Origin of the sequence: Pseudomonas sp. FYR_5 (genome assembly GCF_043106315.1) — a bacterium.
Taxonomy (GTDB): domain Bacteria; phylum Pseudomonadota; class Gammaproteobacteria; order Pseudomonadales; family Pseudomonadaceae; genus Aquipseudomonas; species Aquipseudomonas putida_Y.
This window is the reverse complement of record NZ_JBICMK010000097.1, coordinates 62,540-77,663: the sequence shown is the minus strand read 5'-3', so window position 1 is coordinate 77,663 and position 15,124 is coordinate 62,540. Positions and strand designations below refer to the sequence as shown.

14 protein-coding genes are annotated in these 15,124 nt (G+C 63.5%); 2 read left to right on the top strand and 12 right to left on the bottom strand.

Annotation, left to right across the window (positions count from 1 at the left end; translation table 11 throughout):
* Positions 1–17: 17 nt before the first annotated feature.
* Complete coding sequence (locus ACF8RA_RS18825) at positions 18–782, bottom strand: hypothetical protein (RefSeq protein ID WP_176683266.1); 765 nt, start codon at positions 780–782, stop codon at positions 18–20.
* A gap of 334 nt (positions 783–1,116) precedes the next feature.
* A complete protein-coding gene (locus tag ACF8RA_RS18820) occupies positions 1,117–1,626 on the bottom strand; it encodes a MarR family winged helix-turn-helix transcriptional regulator (RefSeq protein ID WP_176683267.1) in 510 nt (169 codons plus the stop codon).
* Between the two features lie 195 nt (positions 1,627–1,821).
* Here ACF8RA_RS18820 and ACF8RA_RS18815 point away from each other — a divergent pair, with 195 nt between their 5' ends.
* Positions 1,822–2,340, top strand: coding sequence for a DMT family transporter (locus tag ACF8RA_RS18815; RefSeq protein WP_392461435.1), 519 nt, complete (start codon positions 1,822–1,824; stop codon positions 2,338–2,340).
* On the opposite strand, the gene ACF8RA_RS18810 is transcribed toward ACF8RA_RS18815, so the two are convergent.
* The 3 genes from ACF8RA_RS18810 to ACF8RA_RS18800 all read right to left on the bottom strand — a co-directional run bounded on the left by ACF8RA_RS18810 (position 2,341) and on the right by ACF8RA_RS18800 (position 4,466).
* A complete protein-coding gene (locus ACF8RA_RS18810; RefSeq protein ID WP_176683269.1) occupies positions 2,341–3,249 on the bottom strand; it encodes a LysR family transcriptional regulator in 909 nt (302 codons plus the stop codon). It abuts the gene before it with no gap.
* Between the two features lie 162 nt (positions 3,250–3,411).
* Positions 3,412–3,741 carry a hypothetical protein gene (locus ACF8RA_RS18805; protein WP_176683270.1) on the bottom strand — a complete coding sequence of 110 codons (330 nt, stop codon included), beginning with the start codon at positions 3,739–3,741 and terminating at the stop codon, positions 3,412–3,414.
* A 74-nt stretch (positions 3,742–3,815) separates the two neighbouring features.
* Positions 3,816–4,466, bottom strand: coding sequence for a DUF998 domain-containing protein (locus ACF8RA_RS18800; RefSeq protein ID WP_392461433.1), 651 nt, complete (start codon positions 4,464–4,466; stop codon positions 3,816–3,818).
* Positions 4,467–4,665: 199 nt separating this feature from the next.
* Here ACF8RA_RS18800 and ACF8RA_RS18795 point away from each other — a divergent pair, with 199 nt between their 5' ends.
* On the top strand, positions 4,666–5,415 hold the full coding sequence (locus tag ACF8RA_RS18795) for a FadR/GntR family transcriptional regulator (protein ID WP_003247694.1): 750 nt from the start codon (positions 4,666–4,668) through the stop codon (positions 5,413–5,415).
* A 133-nt stretch (positions 5,416–5,548) separates the two neighbouring features.
* On the opposite strand, the gene ACF8RA_RS18790 is transcribed toward ACF8RA_RS18795, so the two are convergent.
* The 7 genes from ACF8RA_RS18790 to ACF8RA_RS18760 all read right to left on the bottom strand — a co-directional run bounded on the left by ACF8RA_RS18790 (position 5,549) and on the right by ACF8RA_RS18760 (position 15,124).
* Positions 5,549–7,129 carry an aldehyde dehydrogenase (NADP(+)) gene (locus ACF8RA_RS18790; protein ID WP_176683272.1) on the bottom strand — a complete coding sequence of 527 codons (1,581 nt, stop codon included), beginning with the start codon at positions 7,127–7,129 and terminating at the stop codon, positions 5,549–5,551.
* 58 nt (positions 7,130–7,187) lie between these two features.
* Positions 7,188–8,777, bottom strand: a complete 1,590-nt coding sequence (garD, locus tag ACF8RA_RS18785; RefSeq protein ID WP_392519424.1) for a galactarate dehydratase — start codon at positions 8,775–8,777, stop codon at positions 7,188–7,190.
* Positions 8,778–8,854: 77 nt separating this feature from the next.
* Positions 8,855–10,219, bottom strand: coding sequence for an MFS transporter (locus ACF8RA_RS18780; RefSeq protein ID WP_209965385.1), 1,365 nt, complete (start codon positions 10,217–10,219; stop codon positions 8,855–8,857).
* A 104-nt stretch (positions 10,220–10,323) separates the two neighbouring features.
* Positions 10,324–11,235, bottom strand: a complete 912-nt coding sequence (gene kdgD / locus ACF8RA_RS18775; RefSeq protein WP_209965387.1) for a 5-dehydro-4-deoxyglucarate dehydratase — start codon at positions 11,233–11,235, stop codon at positions 10,324–10,326.
* 560 nt (positions 11,236–11,795) lie between these two features.
* Complete coding sequence (locus ACF8RA_RS18770; protein ID WP_176683276.1) at positions 11,796–12,605, bottom strand: gamma-glutamyl-gamma-aminobutyrate hydrolase family protein; 810 nt, start codon at positions 12,603–12,605, stop codon at positions 11,796–11,798.
* 469 nt (positions 12,606–13,074) lie between these two features.
* Positions 13,075–13,857 (bottom strand): amino acid ABC transporter ATP-binding protein, encoded by a 783-nt coding sequence (locus ACF8RA_RS18765; protein ID WP_010954443.1) that lies wholly within the window; start codon positions 13,855–13,857, stop codon positions 13,075–13,077.
* A gap of 22 nt (positions 13,858–13,879) precedes the next feature.
* Entirely contained in the window at positions 13,880–15,124 is a 1,245-nt protein-coding gene (locus ACF8RA_RS18760) for an FAD-binding oxidoreductase (RefSeq protein WP_176683277.1), read from the bottom strand.

Here is a 15,124-nt window from a genome sequence, read left to right as displayed (position 1 = left end):
TGTTTCCTTGTGATGGTTCACTGGGGCAGGCTTCGGGTAGCACGGGTTTGTATGCGCTGCGAGGCCTTGCAGGCCGGGGGATGGCGCTGAAACAGCTGAAGTACCCAGTCGGGACGGGTCTTGCTGGCATCATTGAGCCAATTGGCGACCGAGTCCTGGGCATATTTCTCGGCTTCGGCCAGCAGCGGTACCAGCAACGGCTCGGCCACTTCTGGATGTTGCTTGAGCGTGGCAATGTGCTCGCACCAAACGCCGCGCGGGCGCAGGATCTCGATGCAGAACCGACGCACCAGTGGGTCTGCATCGCCGGTATGGCGACCAAGTAGCGCCAGGGCGGCTTCAGGGTGCTGGGCCAGGCGCGGGCGCAGGGCAATCCAGGCCCATTCACGCACGCCGAAATGCTCATCGCGGGCGAAACGAAACTGCGCCAGCAGGGCATCTTCCACAGGCTGCGAGCGTGCAAGGTACGCCTGGGCGAACGCCGCCCAGCTGCGCACGGTATCGGACGGGTGCGTACAGCATTGCTCGAACACCTGCTGGCGCAAAGGCTCGGGGGCCTGCTCCAGCCACTTGCCCAGCGCCAGGCCAATGGCCGCCACTTTTTTTGACAGGCCCAGTGCCTGGGCCTGGTCTGCACTGGCAGCGAGGTGCTCTACCAACGCTGCGGGCAGTTGGCCTGCCAAGGCGTTGACCAGGGCGGCTTGATCCACCGCCAGGCACTCGGCCAGGTTGCGGGTTGGGAGTTGGCCAAGGTCGATCAGGGACTTTCGGTCGTCGCTCATTGCTGAGGTTCCATGGCGGTGGCACGGTGCACTCGATGACCGGCCAGGAACGTGTGCAGCCTCGTTGATGTGCACATCCTCCAGTGGACGGCCCAGTGCCGAATCTTCGATGGGCGAAAGCTGAAACCCTCGATGGCCAGTGGCTGTCTGGCAAGGCGGCGGATGAACAGTCGCCGGTAAAGTGCCGCTGGCAGGCAGGCCTCGAGCCAAGGTTGGCGACGACTTGGCTGGTCGTGTTCGCTATGTACCCGGGGCTTCCTGCCAAGCCGGGCCAATACGCTCTGATTCTGCAACATTATCCACCTCCATGTGGTCTTGCGGGTGTGCCTTGGGTTCAGTGCTTGTCCGGTGGCAGTGCCAGGGCAGGACTGGCCGAGAGTGCCTGTAGCGTGATGGACAGGGCGTCGCGTTGCGTGTTGTCCAGTGACTGCATGATCGTGCCGATCCAGTCGGTGTGTTCGGCGAATACGGCGTCGAGTACCGCTATGCCTGCCGAGGTTAGGCTGATGCTCAGCTTGCGACGGTCATGGGCGTCCTTGCGGCGCTTGATAAAACCATCACCCTGCAGGCCGTCGAGCAGGCCGGTTACGGTGCCCGAGGTGATTGCCAGGCGCGTTGCCAGCTCCAGCGGTGCCAGGCGGCCGCCTGCGCCTTGCAAGGTCAGGAGGATTGCGAACCGCCCTTCCGACAGGTTATGGCGGGCCAACCGTGCGGCGCATACCCGGTTGATGGCCGCTGCAGCGGACAGGAGTTCGAAACACAGGCGCACGTTCTGTCTGGCGTCAGCGGGGGCCTCGGTCAGTGCATCGAGCATGATGTGATGCTTGTTCTCAAGCGTATTCATAAGGCGCAGTTTATCTTGGTGCCTTACTAAGTCAACAGCACAGATGTCTCAGGGTGAAGACAGCATGCGCACGCTGGACAAAAGGGATGTTTCACTATGCAGGGTACGAATAGTTCAAGTGCAGGATTTTGATTTCTATCAGTACTGCGGAATGCACCATCATGGTGGCCATCGATACCTTGGATGAGGACTGCCATGTTCAGTAAATCAATGCTTCTGCTGGCGCTTCCTGTGGCCATGGCGTTGCTTGCCGGTGCCGTGTTGCCGTTTCAGGCTGCCGGTAATGCTGCGGCAGGCCGGGCACTTGGGCACTGGCTGTGGGGGGCTTTCACATCGTTGACGGTAAGCATGCTGGTGGTAATCGCTGCCCTGCTGATTATCCGGGTGCCGGCGCCAGACATGGGAAAGGCCCTGCAGGGGCCTTGGTGGTTGTGGGTTGGTGGCGTGCTGGGGGCAATGTATGTAGCCGGCGCCGCAGCCCTCACCCCTAAACTTGGCGCAGCAGGGTTCCTGGTACTGGTGGTGGCAGGGCAGATCATCACGGCAGTGCTTGCCGACCACTATGGGGTGATGGGGTTGGGTGGCAAGCCGCTCAGTCTGGCCAGGGTGGCCGGCGTGGTGCTGATCCTGTGCGGAGTAATGCTGGTACAGGGCACTTGGGCGACAGCGTCACCGGCCCCTTCCACGGCAGCTGTGAAAGGGCAGGAAAACTGATCAGCGCCCTGGCTGGCTACAGGCCCATACGGTTTCGCGCAGCCAGCGGTGCCCGGGGTCACTGTCCTTGCGGTTGTGCCAGGCTTGCTGATAGTCGAAGGAGGGAATGGCCAGTGGCGGCGTGAACTGGCGCAGTGTCCTGTGCTGGCGCAACGACCCCACTGCGCGGCTGGCCACCGTCAGGATCAGGTCAGTGCCGGCCAGCACTTCAACCGCCGCACTCCAGTGTGGCAAGGCCAGGGCAATGCGGCGTTGCAGGCCCCGGGCGGCCAGCGCACGCTCGATCTCATCGAAAGCATCCGGACGCATGGCCATCAATACATGTGGGCGTGCCAGCCAGTCTTCCAAGGCCATGCCGCCGCTGGCAGGCAGGACCTGGCGATCGGCAACGCTGATGAAACGATCGGCAAACAGGGACTGGGCGGTGATGTTCTGAGGCAGTTCGGGGAACAGGCCCAGGGCCAGATCCAGTTCGCCATCGAGCAACTGCGCCAACATGGTTTCACGGCTGGCCTGGCTGATGGCCAGGTCCACTCCGGGCGCGACTTGGCGCAGGTGGCGCAGCAGGTGCGGCAGGATGATGCGCGAAGCGTAGTCGGACAGCGACAGCCGGAATCGGCGCTGGGCCCGGGCTGGGTCGAACAGCGGGGTGGCCAGCAGGCTGTCGAGATTGCTCAGTGCATCCTGTAGTGGCTGTGCCAGCGACTGGGCGCGGGCAGTGAGGACCATGCGGCCGCCTTGGCGTACCAGCAAAGGGTCGTCGAAGTGTTTGCGCAACTGCGCCAAGGCGTGGCTGACCGCTGGTTGGCTGCGGTGCAGACGCAAGGCTGCACGGGTCACGTGCTTTTCGCTGAGCAGGGCGTGCAGCGCGAGCAGCAGGTTGAGGTCGATCTTGCGCAGTTCATCCATTGGGTGAATGGCCTTGGTCAAGTCTGGCAACTCAGGTCAGCTTAACAAATGCTTGAGTCTTGCGTGTGCCTGCAAACTGCTGGCGGTAAAGGCCCTTTCGCAGCACTAGGCCTTTACTTAATGACTTTAAGTTTGATCTGTAATTTTCTGATAAATATAGAGTTATCTTTTTGCAGTCGCATGCTGAACACACTGCTCAAAGTAAGTCCGCCTTATCGCTGCTGGCTTGAGCCGCGAGCGGCTGTTGTACGTCTGCTCGGTAATGCCGAAGGCAGTCATACGCATCCACGGTTTGGGAAATTTACGCACCTGAAGCTTCTTGCGTGTGGCGTACAGCGTTACCCCGGAAAGCTTGGCCTGCTGGGCTTCGGCGGCTATCTGCGCGCCCCAGCCGCAGGTGTGGCGATCGTTCTGGCTCAGTGCCCTGGCCTGGGCGCCGAAAGCGAGGGTGGCCAGCAGGCAGCCGGCCATCGTTGCTAGAATTACTCGCATGTTGCTGTCCTAAGCATCTGAAAGAGAACGGAGTTTGCCTTCGCTTTCCGGTGCTGTGGGCCAGCAATTTGCCGTCAGGTCACCGCCATGCGCAGAGGGCTGGCCGCGGGCTTGCGCAAGCTTGTCCAGGCCAGGCTGGCAACCCAGAGCACCGACACGCCATAGTTGAGGCGTTGATACAGGCCGAACAGCTGACCGCTCTGCGCCGCCTGGCCCATCAACCCGACGGTGATGATCGCCAGCACCACGCAGGCCAGGGAAAACAGCGCCAGGGGGCGGGAGCCGGCAATGCGGCTGCCCAGCCATGCCCACAGGGCGCTGGCCAAAGTCAGCGAGAGGAACATCAGCAGACCAAACAGGTTATGCAGTTGCTGCGAGGTAGATGGCTGTACCGGTGCGCAGCCCTGGTCGCAGGGGAACCAGCCGGTGCCCAAACTGCCCATGCCATGCAGCAACACCAGGCCCGCACTCAGCAGCGCCAGCTTCGAGCTATGCCAGCGCCGCACCAGGCCCCAGGCAAACAGGGCAAACAGCAGGGCTAGAGGGTAGTTGTTGACCCGTGGTGACCAGCTGTGGGTTGGCGAGCCTGCCGCGCCAAGCTGGCTCATGGCCTGTTGCAGGTGATCATAGCCAGGGTAGGCCTGGGCCGTGAGCCATACCCCCGCCAGCAGCCAGAGGGGGATCAGCAGGCCACTGCTGAGCAAAAGGCGGTCGAGGGTTTTCATACTGTAGATTCCTTCCATGGATCAGTGAGCGTGAAGGCATACAGTACAGGCTCGCGCAGACCATGGGCCACTGATTCTGCGCGTTTTTTCATGGGCCAGGGTCGGCAAAGATGTGCAATAAATACCGCACCGGGTGTATGTGATCGTACAACCGCTTGCGCTATGATGAACGCTGTCTTTCAAGGTGAAATACAGGGCAATGACAGAGCAGCAGGTACAGGCAAGGACCCGGCGCAAGCCGCGCAGTCTGGCCCAGGAACTGGTCACGGTGCTGACCGAACGCATTCGCAGCGGCCAGCTCAAGCGCGGCGACAAGCTACCGACCGAATCGCAGATCATGGCCGAAGAGGGCGTCAGCCGCACGGTGGTGCGTGAGGCGATTTCGCGGCTGCAGGCTGCCGGGCAGGTAGAGACCCGCCACGGCATCGGCACCTTCGTGCTGGATGCGCCGGCTACGGGCGGTTTCCGTATCGACCCGGCCACCGTGGTCACCCTGCGCGAAGTGCTGGCGGTGTTGGAGTTGCGCATTGCCCTGGAGATCGAGTCGGCCGGGCTGGCGGCCCAACGGCGAAGCGACGAAGCCCTGGCCGGTATGCGGGCGGCGCTGGACGAACTCAACGAGGGGGCGGCCCACGCCACTGATGCGGTGTCGGCGGACTTCCAGTTCCACCTGCGCATTGCCCAGGCCAGCGGCAACCACTACTTCGCCGACATCATCAACCACCTGGGTACCAGCATCATCCCGCGCACCCGGCTGAATTCGGCGCGCCTGGCCCATGATGACCAGGCGCATTACATGAGCCGCCTGATGCATGAGCACGAGGCGATCTATGAGGCGATTGCCCGGCGTGACAGCGAAGGGGCGAAGATGGCCATGCGCATGCACCTGAGCAACAGCCGCGAGCGCTTGCGCCAGGCGCATGAGGCGGCTGAAGCGCAAGGAACCTGAAGCCTTTGCTGCCTGTACTGGCCTCTTCGAGGGCAACATAGCCCTGTAGGAGCGGGCTTGCCCGCGAAGAGGCCAGTACAGTCAAAAAGGAAAGCCCCGCCGTGCGCAGGGCTTTCCTGTTTCTGGCAACCAGTCAGATCGCCCCGTCACTCCACTGACCGTTCACCAACCGCCGCAGCCCCAGCGGGTTGCCGTCGCGCAGTGCCTCAGGCAGCAGCGTCTGCGGATAGTTCTGATAGCACACCGGGCGCAGGAAGCGGTCGATGGCCAAAGTGCCGACCGAGGTGCCACGCGCATCGGAGGTCGCCGGGTACGGGCCGCCGTGCACCATGGCATCACAGACTTCGACACCGGTCGGGTAGCCATTGACCAGGATTCGCCCGACTTTCTCCTCCAGCAGCGGCACCAACCAGGCGAACGCATCGAAGTCGTCCGCCTCGCCGATCAGCGTCGCGGTCAGTTGGCCACGCAGGCCTAGCAGCGCGTCGCGCAACTGGTCGTTGTCTTGCACCTCTACAGCCACGGTGGTGGGACCAAACACTTCCTCCTGCAACAGCGGGTCGGACTCGACCAGCAGGCGTGCATCGGCCTTGAACAGCTGAGCGCGCGCCTGGTTGCCTTCCTGCGCCTGGCCGGCCACATGCTCGATACCGGCATGGGCATGCAGGTGTTCAAGGCCGCCAACGTAGCTGCACAGGCCGCCAGCGTTGAGCATGGTTTGCCCGGCTTGCTGGTCCAGGTACTGGCCAAGGTCGGCGAGCAACTGGCTGTACTGTGGCGACTGCAAGCCAATCACCAGTCCAGGGTTGGTGCAGAACTGCCCGGCACCCATGCACACAGACCCCGCCAACTCGCGGGCAATGGCCTCGCCACGCTTGGCCAGGGCGCCCGGCAGGATGATGACCGGGTTGATGCTGGACATCTCGGCGAACACCGGGATTGGCTGCGGGCGCTCAGCGGCCATGCGGCAAAGGGCATCACCGCCTTTCAGCGAGCCGGTGAAGCCAACCGCCTGGATGGCCGGGTGCTTGACCAGCCACTCGCCCACGCCGCCACCAAACACCATGTTGAACACGCCCTTGGGCATGCCGGTACGCTCAGCGGCGCGCACGATGGCGCAGCCAACCAGGTCGGCCGTGGCCATGTGGCCGCTGTGCGCCTTGAATACCACCGGGCAGCCTGCAGCCAGGGCGGCGGCGGTATCCCCACCGGCGGTGGAGAAGGCCAGCGGGAAGTTGCTGGCACCGAACACCGCGACCGGGCCCACGCCGATGCGCATCTGGCGCAGGTCTACGCGTGGCAGCGGCTGGCGCTCGGGCAGTGCCAGGTCGATGCGCGCGCCGAGGAAGTCGCCGCGACGCAGCACCTGGGCGAACAGGCGCATCTGCCCGCTGGTGCGGCCGCGCTCGCCCTGGATACGGGCGACGGGCAGTGCGGTTTCGCGGCAGACAATGGCGACGAAGGCGTCATCCAGTTCGTCGAGTTCAGCGGCGATGGCGTCGAGGAACTCGGCCCGACGTGACGGGGCCAACTGGCGGAACTCGGCGAAGGCTGCTGCAGCGGCCTTGGCGGCCTGGTCCACTTCGGCTTCGGTGGCCTGGGCAAAGCTGTAGGGCAGGGCTTCGCCAGTGCTGGCGTCCAGGCTCTGCAGGCGCTGAGGGCCAGCGGCACTGCGCTGACCGGCGATGAAATTATGGCCGAGGATCTCAGGCATGGGGTGCTCCTGTGGGCTTGAGGGTGGAGTGTGTGAATGCGTGGTCAGGGCTGCGGCATCAGGTAATGGGCGCCGGGTTGAACAGGGTGATGTCGTTGTGCAGCCGGTGTTGTTCGGCCCAGGTCTGCTTGCGGCCGCTGGCCACGTCCAGGTAGTAATGGAACAGCTCCCAACCCAGCTCCTCGATGGTCGAGCGACCACTGGCGATGCGACCGGCGTCGATGTCGATCAGGTCGGGCCAGCGTTGGGCCAGTTCGCTGCGGGTACACACCTTGACCACCGGTGCCATGGCCAGGCCATAAGGGGTGCCGCGGCCGGTAGTGAAGACGTGCAGGTTCATGCCAGCCGCCAGTTGCAAGGTGCCACAGACAAAGTCGCTGGCCGGGGTGGCGCAAAAAATCAGGCCTTTTCGGTTGACCCGTTCGCCTGGGCCGAGCACGCCCTGGATAGCGCCGCTGCCCGACTTGACGATCGAACCCAGCGACTTCTCGACGATGTTCGACAGCCCGCCTTTCTTGTTGCCCGGCGTGGTGTTGGCGCTGCGGTCGGCGGCGCCTTGCTGCAGGTAGCGGTCGTACCAGTCCATTTCGCGCACCAACGCGTCGGCAACGTCCTGGTTTTCCGCGCGCGAGGTCAGCATGTAGATCGCGTCGCGCACCTCGGTCACTTCAGAGAACAGCACAGTGGCGCCAGCGCGGACCAGCAAGTCCGCGGCATAGCCCAGTGCCGGGTTGGCGGTGATGCCCGAGAAGGCGTCGCTGCCACCGCATTGCATGCCGAGGATCAGTTCGCTGGCCGGGACCGTTTCGCGGCGGCGCTGGTCGAGCCTCTTCAGACGGGTTTCGGCCAGGTCCATGATCTGCTCGATCATTTCTACAAAGCCAAGGCTGGCATCTTGCAGGCGGTACAGCCATGGGTCGCTGAGGTCCACCGACGGGTCGTTGTCGTGCATCACCTGGCCGGCTTGCAGTTTTTCACAGCCCAGGCTGATCACCAGTGCCTCGCCGCCGAGGTTGGGGTTGCGCGCCAGGTTGCGCACGGTGCGGATCGGGATGTAAGCGTCGCGGGCGTTGATTGCCACGCCGCAGCCGTAGCTGTGGGTAATGGCCACCACGTCGTCGACGTTGGGGTATTTGGGCAGCAGCTCGTTGCGAATGCGCTTGACCGCATGTTCCAGCACGCCGGTCACGCATTGCACGGTGGTGGTGATGCCGAGGATATTGCGGGTGCCGACAGTGCCGTCGGCATTGCGATAGCCCTCGAAGGTGAAGCCCTCCAGCGGCGGTAGCGGCTGTGGCACGGCGTCGCAGCGCGGCAGGCTGTCCAGTTCCGGGGCGGCCGGCATGGCCAACTGGCTTTCCTGCACCCAGCTGCCTTGGCGCAGGTCTTCCAGCGCGTAGCCGATGATTTGCCCGTAGCGGCGCACCGGCTCGCCCTTGGCGATGGCCACGGTGGCCACCTTGTGGCTTTGCGGCACGCCTTCGACCAGGGTCAGGCCGTCGGCGAAGCGGGCGCCTTCGACCAGGGTCAGGCCGTCGGCGAAGCGGGCGCCTTCGCCCAAGCCGCCGTCGTTGACGACCACCACGACGTTGTCGTCGTCGTGCAGGCGGACGTAGCGGGGCGAGTCGGAATGTTCGATCAACTGCATGTTTGGGCCCTACTTGTCAGGTTCTCAGGCTTTTGTACATCCGCCCACGCCGGGTGACCCGGCGTGGGTGTGTGCTTTCAGTGACGTGAGCTGGCCAGTTCGCCGTCGGTGGCAGGCTCAGCGTGTGGCTTTGGGGCGGCATCACGCAATTCGATACGCTTGATGGGGCCGACGATAACCAGGTAGCTGAATACCGCTACCAGCGCGTTGGCACCCACGTACACAAGCGCCCACTTGAACGAGCCGGTGGCGCTGATGATGTAGCCGATCACGATAGGGGTGGTGATCGACGCGATGTTGCCGAAGGTGTTGAACAGGCCACCGGACAGCCCGGCGATCTGCTTGGGCGAAGTGTCCGCTACCACCGCCCAGCCCAGCGCACCGATGCCCTTGCCGAAGAACGCCAGCGTCATGAAACCAACCACCATCCACTCGGCATCGACGTAGTTGCAGAACACCATGGTGGTGGACAGCAGCAGGCCACAGACGATCGGCAGTTTGCGCGAGAAGGTCAGCGAGTTGCCGCGGCGCAGCAGCCAGTCGGAGATCACGCCACCCAGGACGCCACCGATAAAACCACACACCGCCGGCAGCGAGGCGATGAAGCCGGCCTTGAGGATTGTCATGCCACGTTCCTGCACCAGGTACACCGGGAACCAGGTGAGGAAGAAGTAGGTAATGGCGTTGATGCAGTACTGGCCCAGGTAGACGCCCAGCAGCATGCGGCTGGTCAGCAACTGCTTGATGTAACCCCATTTCGGGCCGTCGCTGCCGCGCTTCTGGTCCATGTCGACCAGGCCGCCGTTCTGCTCGATGTGCTCGAGTTCGCTTGGGCTGATGCGCGGGTGTTGGCGCGGGTTGTAGATGGTTTTCAGCCACACCATCGAGAAGATGATGCCTATCACACCCATGACCACGAACACGTGCTCCCAGCCGAAGCTGAACACGATCCAGCCCATGATCGGGGCGAACAGTGCAGTGGCGAAATACTGCGCCGAGTTGAAGATGGCCGACGCCGTGCCGCGTTCCTGGGTCGGGAACCATGCGGCGACGATGCGCGCGTTACCCGGGAATGACGGGGCTTCGGCGAAGCCCACCAGGAAGCGCAGGGTGAAGAGGGTGACCACGGCCCAGGCAACCGGCAGGCCACCGACAAAACCCTGCAGCAGGGTGAACAGCGACCAGGTGAAGATGCTGAAGGCGTAGACGTTCTTGGAACCGAAGCGATCGAGCAGCCAGCCACCAGGAATCTGGCCAGCCACGTAAGCCCATCCGAAGGCGGAAAAGATATAACCGAGGGTTACGGCGTCAATGCCGAGGTCTTTCTGCAGGCTGGAGCCTGCGATTGCAATGGTCGCGCGGTCGGCATAGTTGATCGTGGTCACCAGAAACAGCATGAACAGGATCAGGTAGCGCACATGCGTTTTCTTAGTCGCTTGCATGCTGGCAATACTCCCACTAGTTATTTTTGTGCGGGCTCACGAATTGTAACCGGAGTGGGGCAGGCCCACTCCGGGCGCGGCATCTGGCAGGCCGCGGGCAGCGCTTACTGCGGGCCCATCTTGTCCATCAACGCGGCGAGCATCTCGTACTCTTCGGCGGTGAGGTCGGTCAGCGGAGTACGCACCGGGCCGGCGTCGTAACCGGCAATTCTGGCGCCAGCCTTGACGATGCTGACGGCGTAGCCGGCCTTGCGGTTGCGGATGTCCAGGTACGGCAGGAAGAAATCGTCGATCAGCTTGGCCACGGTGGCGTGGTCGTCCCGGGCGATGGCGTTGTAGAAGTCCATGGCGGTTTTCGGCACGAAGTTGAACACCGCGGAGGAGTACACCGGTACACCCAGGGCCTTGTAGGCGGCCGCATACACTTCGGCGGTCGGCAGGCCACCCAGGTAGCTGAAGCGCTCGCCCAGACGACGACGGATCGACACCATCAGCTCGATATCACCCAGGCCGTCCTTGTAGCCGATCAGGTTCGGGCAGCGCTCGGCCAGTTTTTCCAGCAGGTCGGCGTTCAGGCGGCAGACGTTGCGGTTGTACACCACCACACCGATGTTTACCGATTTGCACACCGCTTCGACGTGGGCGGCGACGCCGTCCTGGCTGGCTTCGGTCAGGTAGTGCGGCAACAACAGCAGGCCCTTGGCACCCAGGCGCTCGGCTTCTTGCGCGTATTCGATGGCCTGACGGGTGGAGCCGCCGACACCGGCGAGGATCGGTACCGAAGTGGCGCAGGTGTCAACCGCGGTCTTGATCACCTGGCTGTATTCGCTGGCGGCCAGGGAGAAGAATTCACCGGTACCGCCGGCGGCGAACAGCGCGCTGGCGCCGTAGGGGGCCAGCCACTCAAGGCGCTTGATGTAGCCAGCCGGGCTGAAGTCGCCCTGGGCGTTGAAGTCGGTGACCGGGAAGGACAGCAGGCCGTGGGAGAGGATGGATTTGAGTTCTTGTGGAGTCATTGTTGTTGGCATCCTGGGGCGCTTGGGTGAAGGGTGTTGTCTTGCGTTGGAGGTAAGTTATCGTACAACCTATTCGATGACTAGTCCTTTTTCAGAATTTTGTGTTCTCGCCAGGGTGGCCGTCTGGATAGGTGTGTTGTGGCGCAGATCGAGCGCCGCCCGCGCGGCGCTTCGCGGGTAAACCCGCTCCTACGTTTGTCGGGCCAGTTATGCCTGTGGCATTTGCGCGCGAACGCCTTGGCGCATGCCTCGATATCGTGTCGTACAAACAAGGCAGTCGCGCGCGTCTGGGACAGGCGATACTGGCCCGAAACAAACGTAGGAGCGGGTTTACCCGCGAAGCGCCGCGCGGGCGGCGCTCGATTTCACAGGCGCAGCAGGTACGACGACAAACACATGGCAGTCATCGTATCTCTTGAGGGGAAGAAAAAACGATCGCGGAGACAGGCACAAGCCCGCCGCCCGATTCCACGGGAAGTGTTCTGGGACCAGCAGAGGGTGACCGGGGAAACGGGGGCGGCCTTGCACCGCCCCGCGATCAAAGCAGAGGAAACTGAAGGTCAGGCCGCGTGCTGACGCTTGGTTTGCGCCTTGCGTACCTGGGCCCGGCAAGCGTCGCCGAAAGCCTGGAAGATCTTTATCGAATCAGGGTTCTTCGCCGCTTGCCATTCGGGGTGCCACTGCACGGCGAACAGGAACGGCGAAATGCTTGGCGCGTGAATCGCCTCGACCAAGCCGTCTTCGGCACGGGCGATGGCTTCAATACCGGCGCCGAGCTTGTGCAGGCCTTGGCCATGCAGCGAGTTGACGCGAATCTCGTCGGTACCCAGGGTGTCGTGCAGCCAGCTGCCCGGCTGGATCTTCACCCCATGCACCTGGGCGTACTGCACTTCGACCGGGTCTTCGGGGTTTTCCCGGTGGTCATTGAACCCAGGTTCGGCATACACCTTCTGGTAAATGTCACCACCCAGGGCCACGTTGATTTCCTGCATGCCACGGCAGATGCCGAAGATGGGCAGGCCACGCTTGATCGCCGCCTTGACCAGCGGAATGTCGAACAGGTCGCGGTTCTGGTCCTGGCCTTTGCCTGGGGTCTGGTTTTCCTGGCCATACAGGGCTGGGTCGATGTTGCTGCCAGCGCCAGTCAGGTACACGCCGTCGGCCATGTCCAGGTAGGTCTCGAGGTCTTCAGTGCCGAAGCAGGTGGGCACCAACACCGGGACGCAATCGGAGAACTCGACGAGCGGGCTAATGTATTTGTGGGTCATGACCTGGTAGTCATGGCCTTTGCGCTCTTGGGTGCCCATGGTCATCAGGACGACGGGTTTGCGCAGGGAAGGTTGCTTGTTGCCAATGTTGCTGTTGGACATATGTCACCTTGGGACAGGTTCGACCTGTCGTTGTTGTGCAGGCGCACGGCGCGGGGCCCTGATTGCTGCCTGTGGCCCCGAGCACTGCCGGCTCGTCAGAGGCGACGATTCCGGTCGGGGCTTGTAGATAGCTTGCCAGAGCCGTTCGATATGTCAAACAACGGAAGAGGGCTTTAACGCAGGCAATACACCGTTTTTGGGGGGCTGAAACCGATGCGGGCCTGTGGCGGCGTGGGTTTGGCAGGGGCTGCGGTCAATAATATTTAACGATGCAGTTGGGTCATTGCAGCGGTGCAATGAATAGGTAGCTCGAAGTCTCCTCGGTCCTTGTGGGGGCAACTGTCTTGCTCAACGTCTAAAAGCTGGCGCGATCCCTGTGGGAGCGGGCTTGCCCGCGAACACGGGCGAAGCCCGTGCCATGCACGGCGGTGTCTTCTTCGCGGATAAACCCGCTCCCACAGGCTTTCAATCAATGCAGGATCTGCGCCAGGAACGCCTTGGCCCGCTCGGTGCGCGGCTGGTTGAAGAACACCTGCGGCGGGCTGTCCTCGATGATCTGACCACCCTCAAGGAACAGCACCCGCTCGGCTACCTGCCGGGCAAAGCCCATTTCATGGGTGACGCACAGCATGGTCATGCCCGTCCCAGCCAACTGCACCAATACATCCAGCACTTCGGCGACCATTTCCGGGTCCAGCGCCGAAGTGGGCTCGTCGAACAGCATGATCCGCGGCTTCATGCATAGCGCCCGGGCGATTGCCACGCGCTGCTGCTGGCCGCCGGACAGCTGGCTGGGGTATTTGTGCGCCTGGCTTTCGATGCCGACTTTGCTCAGGTACATGCGTGCCCGCTCCTCGGCGTCCTTGCGTGACAGCCCGCGCACGCTGGTGGGGGCCAGCAGGCAGTTGTCGAGCACGCTCATGTGCGGGAACAGGTTGAAGTGCTGGAACACCATACCGATGTCGCTGCGTACCTGTGCCGCCTCGCGCGTGGTGGCCGCCAGGTCGATGCCGTCCACCTGGATGCTGCCCTGCTGGGCGACTTCCAGGCGGTTGATGCAACGGATCAGGGTCGACTTGCCCGAGCCGGACGGCCCGCACAGCACGATGCGTTCGCCTTCGCGCACCTGCAGGTCGATGTCGCGCAGCACGTGGAACGCGCCATAGTGCTTGTTCAGGCCTTCGATGCGGATCAGCACCGGACGTGGGTCGGGTTCGGGGGCAAGGGTGGCAAGGCTCAGTGGTGCGGTCATCTTGTTGTTCTCCCGCGTGGGTTCAGTCGAAACGGGTCGCGCTGTAAGGCGCGGGGTCGGTGAAGGGGGGCTCGCCAGTGAGCAGCTCGGCCAGCAGCCGACCGCAGACCGGGCCCAGCGTGAGGCCGTGATGGGCATGGCCGAAGTTGAACCACAGCCCTGGGTGGCGCGGCGCCGGCCCGATCACCGGGCGCATGTCGGGCAGGCAGGGGCGGCGGCCCAGCCAAGGCGTGTCGTCCAGGCGCTCGCCGAGGGCCGGGAACAGCTTGCGCGCCAGCGCCTCGCAGCGGCCCAGCTGGATCTGGTTGCCAGGCGCACTGGCTGCGTCGAACTCGATGCCGGTGGTCAGGCGCACACCGCGCGCCATCGGCGCCAGAACATAGCCACCTTGGGTGTCGCAGATGGAGTGCTCCAGCTGAGCGCCGTCACGGGTGCTGTAGTGCATGTGGTAGCCTCGCTTGATTGCCAGCGGGATCTGGTAGCCCAGGCCGCTGAACAGGTCGGCCGACTGTGGGCCGAGGCAGGCCACCACTTCGTCGGCAGTGATCGGGCCGCGACGGCTCTCTACCCGCCATTGGCCATTGGCCTGGCGCAGGCTGCGCGCATCGCCATGCACGAACTGCCCGCCGCGTTGCAGGAACAGCGCCGCATAGCCACGGGTGAGCGCGCCGGGGTTGTTCACGGTTTTCGGGTCGAGCCAGTGGATGCCACCGACCACGGTGGCGTCCAGCTGGTGTTCACGAGCCTGTAGTTGCCCGCATTCGAGGATTTCGAATTGCAAGCCGTAGCGGCTCAGGCCCTTGGCATCGGTTTTTGCCTGCTCGAACAGCGCTGGGTCGCGGAACACTTCGATCCAGCCTTTGGCTTGCACCAGACTTTCCAGGCCGGCAGCAGCGATCAGCGCGTCATGCTCTTCGACACAGCGCTGCACCAGCGGCAACATATCGGCGGCGGCGCCGGCCAGACGCCCGGGTGCCGACTGGCGCCAGTAGCGCCACAGCCACGGTGCGGCCTTGGGCAGGTGCGTCAGGCTGTAGCGCACATCGGGCTGGCGGTTCAGGCCGTAGCGCAGCAGTGCGCTCAATTGCCGCGGAAAGGCATAGGGGATGACACTGGAGCGCTCGATCAGCCCGGCGTTGCCATGGCTGGTGCCGCTGCCCGGTTCGTCGCGGTCGATCAGAATTACCTGGCGCCCGCGTGCCTGCAGGTGCAGCGCGGTGCTGACGCCGACGATGCCGGCGCCAAGGACAAGGGTCTGGCAATGCAT